This is a genomic window from Streptomyces sp. NPDC091289 (genome assembly GCF_044757365.1).
Taxonomy (GTDB): Bacteria; Actinomycetota; Actinomycetes; order Streptomycetales; family Streptomycetaceae; genus Streptomyces.
Genome location: NZ_JBIVUT010000032.1, coordinates 90660 through 99113, shown reverse-complemented (window position 1 = coordinate 99113; position 8454 = coordinate 90660). Strand labels below are relative to the sequence as shown.

Sequence of the window (8454 nt, the reverse complement as noted above, 5' to 3'; positions counted from 1 at the left end):
CGGGGGGGGCGGGGCGGGCGCCCCCCCCCCCCCCCGGGGGGGCCCCCCCCCCCCGGCCCCCCCCCCCCCGCGGGGGGGGGCCCCCCCCCCCCCCCCCCCGCGGGCCGGCCACGCCCCCGTTTTTCGCGCACCCGACGACAAGGACGCGACGGCGGACTGTCACCGTCTGCCAAAGTCCGCGGGCCGCTGATCCGATCGGGAACCCGGCCCTTCCCAGGCGTCGTCGGCGTGCGTACCGTACCCGTCGGTAGGGGGGATCCGACGCCCGCTCGACGTACGGCCGAACCCCGGTCGGCATACGGCCGGACCCGCTCGACGTACGGCTGAACCGAACCCCGCTCGACGCCCGTTCGCGGTCCGCCCGGCCTCCGCCCGCGAAGCCGTCGCCGAGCAGCGGACCCGCTGTCCGCAGCCACCCCATCCTCTGGGCCCACGCGCGCCGGAAGGACACCTCCGTATGACCGTCGATGCACGCGCCGCAGCGCGGCGACCGATCCACTGGGCCGTGGGCGGGGCGCTCGTCGTCGCCACCGCGCTCGTCCCCAGCGCCGAATCGGCCGCCGCGGAACAGAAGTCGGAGGTCGCCCTCCGCTACGCCTGCCCCTTCCCCTCCGGGCCCGAGGAGGTGGACGTCGTCGTCTCGGCGGTGCTCCCCACCTCGGTCCGTACGGGCGAGGAGATCCGCCCCGGCCAGGTCTCGGTGGACGTGAGCCTGCCGCCCACGGCGCTCGCCCGGTTCCGTGACCTCGACGCCGAAACCCTCTCGGCCACCGCGCGACTCACCGTCCGCAACACCGTCGGCGACCGGTCCGCCGACGCCTCCTGGCAGGACCTGACCGCCCCGCCCGTCGCCCTGCCCGACGAGGGCGACCTGGCCCTGACCGCGACCGGCGACGTACCGACGGTCTCCTTCGGCAGCCCCGGCCGCGCGACGCTGGCCCCCGCCGCACTCGCCCTTTCGCTCTCCTCGCTCACGGAGGCCGGCGAGCCGACCACGCCCCCGGGGCTCGACGTCGCCTGCGCACCGGTCCCGGGCCAGGAGCCCGAGCTGGCCGCGATCACGGTCCGCGGCGACACCGATCCCACGGCCCCCGCTCCCCGGCCCGGCGAGAGCGGCCCCGCACCGGAGCCGACGCCCGGCCGCCCGGACGAGGGCCTGCCGTCCACCGCACGGGAGAAGATCGACGCCCTCATCGACGAACAGGCCGAAGCGCTCGCCGACGACGACCCGGGCAGCTGCCCGATCGAGATCCCGCCCGAGTTGGTGATGACCACAGCGGAGACGTACGCGGCCGGTTACGCCAATGCCGCCAAGCTGGACGGAGCGGCGGCGCTGGGGCCCGCGTTCATGAAGGTGGTGCTGAACAAGCGCTACATCAACGACTCCTGCGCCTCGACCGTCGACGTCAGCTCGGAGGTGGACTTCGACTACGAGGGCCGCCGCCAACTGCCCCCGACGAAGGCCACGTTCCTCAGCTACGGGTTCATGCCGACGACCGCGACCATGACGCTGGAGCAGGTGGGCCCTCCGGCCGCGATCCACACCCACACGGTCACCAACACCCCGACCTACCCGGAGGAGACGACGGTCACCGCCCAGCTCGTGATGCGGCTCTCCGACGTGAAGGTGAACGGGGTGCCCCTGGACGTGGGCCCCGGCTGCCGCACGGAACGGCCCTTCGAACAGGTGCTGCGGGGCTACGGCCAGAGCTATCCGCCGGCCGGCTACCTCGTGGCGTTCGGCGGCACCCTGACCGGGTACGCCCACATCCCGCCGTTCGAGGGGTGCGGAGTGACCGAGGACCTCGACCCGATCTTCACCTCGGCCATCTCCAGCCCGGGCAGGAAGGCCGACAACTACACCAAGATGACCCAGGCGCCCCTGTGCGTGGCGACGAACCCGGACGGTCCGGACTGCCCGCCGAAGGTGCCCGACCCCGAACGGTGAGCCGAACAGCCCCGAGCCCTTCCGGTCCCCGAGCCCTTCCGGTCCCGAGGACCGGAAGGGCTCCTTTTCCTGCCCGCGGGGCCGGCCGCCCGGTCGTGTGTTTCCTCATCATCCGACAGGTTTGACAGGCGGATTACTCACCCGACAACAATCCGTGGCGGCGCGTGAATTCTCGCCGAGGAAAACCTGTACCCAGTATTGCGAAGTCAGGTTACCGGCCCGTAGCGTCCCAGATGTGCCGATCGGGAACGCCCGGGTGCTTGCGCAGATTCCGACAAGGACGGGAACCGACCTTGTCACCGAATGACAAGTGATCCGTTCTCAGTACCGCGTTCGTCGATCTCCGCTGTTCAACGGCTTGCCCTGGCGGTTTCGGCGGACATAACGTGCGCCCCCCGGTGCATGTGTGACGAGCCGCCATCGCTTTTCTCAGAGCCGGAGCGCTTAACGATGAACACGTTCACCGCCACTTCGAGGGAGGGCCGATGGGAATCGAAGTAGTCGTCGAAGGCCTGACGAAGTCCTTCGGCAAGCAGAACATCTGGCAGGACGTCAGCCTCACCCTGCCCGCCGGTGAAGTGAGCGTCATGCTCGGTCCTTCCGGAACCGGAAAGACCGTTTTCCTGAAATCCATCATCGGGCTCCTCAAGCCCGAACAGGGACGCGTCCTCATCAACGGCGTCGACATGGTGAACAGCTCCGAGCGCGACATCATGGAGACCCGGAAGCTCTTCGGCCTCATGTTCCAGGACGGGGCCCTTTTCGGCTCGATGTCGCTCTTCGACAACATCGCCTTCCCGCTGCGCGAGCACACCCGCAAGAAGGAATCCGAGATCCGCCGCATCGTCATGGAGCGCATCGACATCGTCGGGCTCCTCGGCGCCGAGGGAAAGCTGCCGGGCGAGATATCCGGCGGTATGCGCAAACGGGCCGGCCTCGCCCGCGCCCTGGTCCTGGACCCGCAGATCATCCTCTGCGACGAGCCGGACTCCGGACTGGACCCGGTGCGCACCGCCTATCTCTCGCAGCTCCTCATCGACCTCAACGCGCAGATCGACGCGACGATGCTCATCGTCACCCACAACCTCGACATCGCGGCCACCGTCCCCGACAACATGGGCATGCTGTTCTGCCGCAACCTCGTCACCTTCGGCCCGCGCGAGGTGCTGCTCACCAGCGACACCCCGGTCGTCTCCCAGTTCCTCGCCGGACGCCGCGAAGGACCCATCGGCATGTCCGAGGAGAAGGACGCCGCCACCCTCGCCGCCGAGCAGCTGGGCGACACCGCCCCGCTCCGTACCGGACCGCGCACCGTCGTCCCCCAGCTGGAGCCCTCGCCCGGCATGCCCGTACGCCAGGGCGCGCTGCGCCGCCGGGAGCGGGTCATGTCGATGATGGGCCAGCTGCCGGAGGCCGCCCGTACGGCGATCCTCAACAGCTACGCCCCGGCCGCGGGAGGTGCGCGCGCGTGACCGCCCCGATGCCGGTGCGGCCGCCCGAGCCGCCCGATAAACCCCCGCAGGGCGTCGCCGGGAAGACCCCCGACAAGGTCCCCGGGAAGGCTCCCGAGCAGCGCCGCCCGTCCCGGCTGCTCGCCCCGCTCCGCGAGACCGGGAAGCTGTTCGCGCTCGCCGTCGCCGTGGCCCGGGCCATCTTCCGCCGGCCGTTCCAGGTACGGGAGTTCATCGAGCAGTTCTGGTTCGTCGCGAGCGTTACGATCCTGCCCGCCGCCCTCGTCTCGATCCCGTTCGGCGCGGTCATCGCCCTCCAGGTCGGCTCCCTCACCCAGCAGCTCGGCGCCCAGTCCTTCACCGGCGGCGCCAGCGTCCTCGCCGTGATCCAGCAGGCGAGCCCGATCATCGTGGCGCTGCTGATCTCCGGGGCCGCCGGATCCGCGATCTGCGCCGACCTCGGCTCGCGCAAGATCCGCGAGGAGCTCGACGCGATGGAGGTCATGGGCGTCTCGCCCATTCAACGCCTGGTCGTGCCCCGCGTGTTGGCCACCATGCTCGTCGCCGTCCTGCTCAACGGGCTGATCTCGGTGGTCGGCACGCTCGGCGGCTACTTCTTCAACGTGATCATGCAGGACGGCACCCCGGGCGCGTACCTCGCGAGCTTCTCCGCCCTCGCCCAGCTGCCCGACCTCTACATCAGCGAGTTCAAGGCGCTGATCTTCGGCTTCATCGCGGGCATCGTCGCCGCCTACCGGGGCCTCAACCCACGCGGCGGCCCCAAGGGCGTCGGCGACGCGGTCAACCAGTCCGTCGTCATCACCTTCATGCTGCTGTTCTTCGTGAACATGGTCCTCACGGCGATCTACCTCCAGATCGTCCCCGCGAAGGGGAGCTGACCGATGGCGATGCTCAGCTGGCTCGACCGATCGGGCGACCAACTCACCTTCTACGTCAAGGCACTCGTCTGGATCCCGCGCACCCTGCGCCGCTATCTGCGGGAGGTGCAGCGGCTGCTGGCCGAGGTCGCCTTCGGCAGCGGCGGACTCGGTGTCATCGGCGGCACCATCGGTGTGATGGTCGCCATGACCCTGTTCACCGGCACGGTCGTCGGACTCCAGGGGTACGCGGCCCTCAACCAGATCGGCACCTCGGCGTTCACCGGATTCATCTCCGCCTACTTCAACACCCGGGAGATCGCCCCGCTGGTCGCCGGACTCGCCCTCTCCGCCACCGTCGGCGCGGGCTTCACCGCGCAGCTCGGCGCGATGCGGATCAACGAGGAGGTCGACGCCCTGGAAGCGATGGGCGTGCGGTCCATGCCCTACCTCGTCACCACCCGGATCATCGCCGGAGTCGTCGCGATCATCCCGCTGTACGCGATCGGGCTGCTCTCCTCGTACGTCGCCTCCCGCTACATCACCATCTTCTTCAACGGACAGTCGGCGGGCACCTACGACCACTACTTCAATCTCTTCCTCTCCCCGCAGGACGTCCTGCTGTCGGTGCTGAAAGTGCTGATCTTCAGCGTGCTGGTGATCCTCGCCCACTGCTACTACGGCTTCCACGCCACCGGCGGACCGGCCGGCGTGGGCGTGGCGGTCGGCCGGTCGGTGCGCAACGCGATCGTCCTCATCAGCGTCACCGACTTCTTCCTCTCGCTCGCCATCTGGGGCGCCACGACGACGGTGAAGGTGGCCGGCTGATGCGTACCTCCAGCACCCGCACGGTCCGCCGACGCCTGGCCGGAGTCACCTTCCTGCTGGTGCCCGCCGTCCTGGTGTGGGTCTCGGTCTCCGTGTACGAGAAGGACTTCACCGACGACGCCACCGTCACCGTCCGCACCGGATCGGTCGGCAACGAGATGCACGACAACGCCGATGTGAAGCTGCGTGGCGTCGTCATCGGGCAGGTCCGCTCCATCGCCACCGACGGCGAGGGCGCCCGCCTCACCCTGGCCATCGACCGGGACAAGCTCGGGCAGATACCCGCCGACGTCACCGCCCAGATGCTGCCCACCACCCTCTTCGGCGCACGGTTCGTCGCGCTCGTCCCGCCCCGCATCCCCACCGGATCCACGCTGCGGGCCGGGGCCGTCATCCCGCAGGACCGCTCCTCCAACGCCATCGAGCTGGAACAGGTCCTGGACAACGTCCTGCCGCTGCTGACCGCCGTGAAGCCCGAAAAGCTCTCCGCCACCCTCAACGCCGTATCCCAGGCGCTGGAGGGACGCGGTGAACGCCTCGGCGAGACGCTGACCACGCTGGACGGGCACTTGAAGAAGTTCAACCCCCAACTCCCCACCCTCAACGCCGACATCAAGGAACTCGTCAAGGTGAGCACGCTGTACGCGGACGCCGCGCCGGACGTCCTCGACGCGCTGACCGACGCCACGGTCACCAGCTCCACCCTCGCCGACCAGGAGGCGCGGCTCGCCGGCCTCTACGGCACCACCACGGCCGCCGCGCAGGACGTCACCTCCTTCCTGCGGGAGAACAAGGACAACCTCATCCGGCTCTCCGCATCCAGCAGGCCCTCCCTCGAACTCCTCGCCGAATACGCCGAGTCGTTCCCCTGCACCCTGCGCACCCTGGCCGGCTTCGTGCCCGCCATGGACAAGGCCCTCGGCAAGGGAACCGACCAGCCGGGACTGCATGTGTCGGTCAAGTCCGTTCCCTCCCAGGGCAAGTACGTCCCCGGCCGGGACACCCCGGTCTACAACGCCTCCGGCGGACCGCAGTGCTACTCGGTGCCGTACGTCGGCAAGCACGCCCCGACCGCCGACACCCGCCGGGTCGCCGACGTCACCGCACCACCGCCCACCCCGGACGACGACGGCGGCGGCGACGGTACGGACACCGCGCTCGGCCTGCCCAACTCGCCCCAGGAGTCCCGGCTCGTCAACGAACTGGTCGCGCCCTCGCTGAAGGTCCGGCCGGGAGACCTCGCCGACTGGAGCAGCGTGCTCATCGGCCCGGCCTTCCGCGGTGCGGAGGTGAAGCTCAAGTGAAACGCCGTTCGCTCGCGGGACCGGTCACCAAGTCCCTCGTCTTCATCGTGGTCACCGTGCTGGCCACCACCGTCCTCGGGCTCTCCATCGCCAACAAGGGCGTCGGGGACACCGCCACGTACAAGGCGCGGTTCACCGACGCCACCGGGCTGATCCCCGGCGACAGCGTCCGGATCGCCGGGGTGAAGGTCGGCCAGGTCGAGTCCGTGCGGGTCGCCGACCGGCGGGTCGCCGAGGTCGCCTTCGCCGTACGCAAGGGACGCACCCTCCCCGCCTCGGTGACGGCGTCCATCAAATACCTCAACATGGTCGGCCAGCGGTACGTCGACCTCGACCAGGGGGCAGGACCCGTCGGCCGGGCCTTCGCGCCCGGGGACACCATCCCGCTCTCCCGCACCACCCCGGCGCTCGACCTCACCCAGCTCTTCAACGGCTTCCAGCCCCTGTTCGAGGGGCTGTCGCCGCCCGACGTCAACCAGCTCGCCGGCTCCATCGTCCAGGTCCTCCAGGGCGAGGGCGGCACCGTCGACAGCATCCTGCGGCACGTCGGCTCGCTCACCACCACCGTCGCCGCGAAGGACAAGGTGATCGGCGAGGTGATCAAGAACCTCAACACGGTCCTCAAGACCGTCAACGACCGGGAGGAGGGCTTCGACGACCTCGTCGTCACCCTCCAGAAGCTCGTCACCGGCTTCTCCGGCGACCGCAAACCGCTCGGCGAGGCCATCACCGCGATGGGCGCGCTCACCACCGTCACCGCCGACCTCTTCCAGGACGGCAGAAAGCCGCTCAAGGACGACATCCGGCAACTCGGGCGGCTCAGCGGCCAGTTGGAGAAGGGCACCCCGCAGATCGAGAACTTCCTCCAGAAGACCCCGGCCAAGATGGCGGCGATCACCCGGCTGACGTCCTACGGATCGTGGCTCAACCTCTACCTCTGCGAAGCGAAGGTCAGCGGCGTCACCCACGACGACGGCAGCACGCCGCCCACCGGCATCGCGATCACCCAACCGAGGTGCCTGGCATGAGAATCACCCCCATCCGGGAACGCAACCCGGTCGCCGTCGCCGTCGTCGGGCTCCTCGTCCTGGCCCTGCTCGGCCTCGCCGCCTGGCGCGCCGACTCGCTGCCCTTCCTCGACAGCGGCACCGCCTACAGCGCCGACTTCACCGAGTCCGCCGGGCTCGCCGACGGCGATGAGGTGCGCATCGCCGGAGTGAAGGTCGGCGAGGTCACCGGCGTCTCCCTCGACGGCGCGAAGGTCCGGGTCGACTTCCGGGTGAAGAACGCCTGGATCGGCGACTCCTCCACCGTCGGCATCGCCATCAAGACCCTGCTCGGCGACAAGTACCTCGCCGTCGACCCCCTCGGCGACGCCCCGCAGGACCCGGACTCCCGCATCACCGCGAGCCGCACCACCTCCCCGTACGACATCACGCAGGCGTTCAACGGGCTCGGGGACACCATCGGCGAGATCGACACCGAACAGCTCGCCAAGAGCTTCGAGGCGATCTCCGCCACCTTCAAGGATTCCCCGCCGCACGTCCGCAGCGCCGCCGACGGGCTCTCCGCCCTCTCCCGTACGGTCTCCGCACGCGACGCCCAGCTCGCTACCCTGCTCCGCAGCAGCAAGCAGCTCACCAAGACCCTCGCCGGAAAGAAGAGCAGCTTCGAAACGCTCCTGGAGGACGGGAACCTGCTCCTCGGCGAGATCCAGGCGCGCCGCGACTCCATCCATCTGCTGCTCACCGGCACCCGCGACCTCGGCACCCAGCTCACCGGACTCGTCCGGGACAACAACAAGCAGCTCGGGCCGACCCTGGACTCCCTCGGCCGGGTCACCGCCGTCCTGGTGAAGAACCGCAAGAGCCTGGACAAGGTCCTCGCCATGACCGGCTCGTACAGCCGGCTCGTCGGCAACACCCTCGGCAGCGGGCGCTGGTTCGACAACTACGTCTGCGGCGTCGTGCCCAAGAACTACCTCCCCGCCGGCACACCCCCGGCGACCGGATGCATGCCACCCCGGCAGCAAGGGGGCCGCTGAC

At 69.8% G+C, this 8454-nt stretch carries 7 protein-coding genes; all 7 read left to right on the top strand.

Annotated features, from left to right (window positions below; translation table 11 throughout):
* Positions 1 to 457 precede the first annotated feature (457 nt).
* The 7 genes from ACIQPT_RS33660 to ACIQPT_RS33630 all read left to right on the top strand — a co-directional run bounded on the left by ACIQPT_RS33660 (position 458) and on the right by ACIQPT_RS33630 (position 8453).
* Entirely contained in the window at positions 458 to 1948 is a 1491-nt protein-coding gene (locus ACIQPT_RS33660; RefSeq protein ID WP_401161581.1) for a DUF6801 domain-containing protein, read from the top strand.
* A gap of 485 nt (positions 1949 to 2433) precedes the next feature.
* Positions 2434 to 3420, top strand: a complete 987-nt coding sequence (locus ACIQPT_RS33655; protein WP_401161579.1) for an ABC transporter ATP-binding protein — start codon at positions 2434 to 2436, stop codon at positions 3418 to 3420.
* On the top strand, positions 3417 to 4298 hold the full coding sequence (locus ACIQPT_RS33650; protein WP_401161577.1) for an MlaE family ABC transporter permease: 882 nt from the start codon (positions 3417 to 3419) through the stop codon (positions 4296 to 4298). The genes ACIQPT_RS33655 and ACIQPT_RS33650 overlap by 4 nt, the downstream gene beginning before the upstream one ends.
* A 3-nt stretch (positions 4299 to 4301) precedes the next feature.
* Positions 4302 to 5105, top strand: a complete 804-nt coding sequence (locus ACIQPT_RS33645; protein ID WP_097867568.1) for an ABC transporter permease — start codon at positions 4302 to 4304, stop codon at positions 5103 to 5105.
* Positions 5105 to 6409 (top strand): MCE family protein, encoded by a 1305-nt coding sequence (locus ACIQPT_RS33640; protein ID WP_401161575.1) that lies wholly within the window; start codon positions 5105 to 5107, stop codon positions 6407 to 6409. The genes ACIQPT_RS33645 and ACIQPT_RS33640 overlap by 1 nt, the downstream gene beginning before the upstream one ends.
* Positions 6406 to 7437: an MCE family protein gene (locus ACIQPT_RS33635; protein ID WP_401161574.1), complete on the top strand. Its 1032-nt coding sequence runs from the start codon at positions 6406 to 6408 to the stop codon at positions 7435 to 7437. The genes ACIQPT_RS33640 and ACIQPT_RS33635 overlap by 4 nt, the downstream gene beginning before the upstream one ends.
* Positions 7434 to 8453 (top strand): MCE family protein, encoded by a 1020-nt coding sequence (locus ACIQPT_RS33630; protein WP_401161572.1) that lies wholly within the window; start codon positions 7434 to 7436, stop codon positions 8451 to 8453. Before ACIQPT_RS33635 ends, ACIQPT_RS33630 begins: the two co-directional genes overlap by 4 nt.
* Position 8454: the final 1 nt, after the last annotated feature.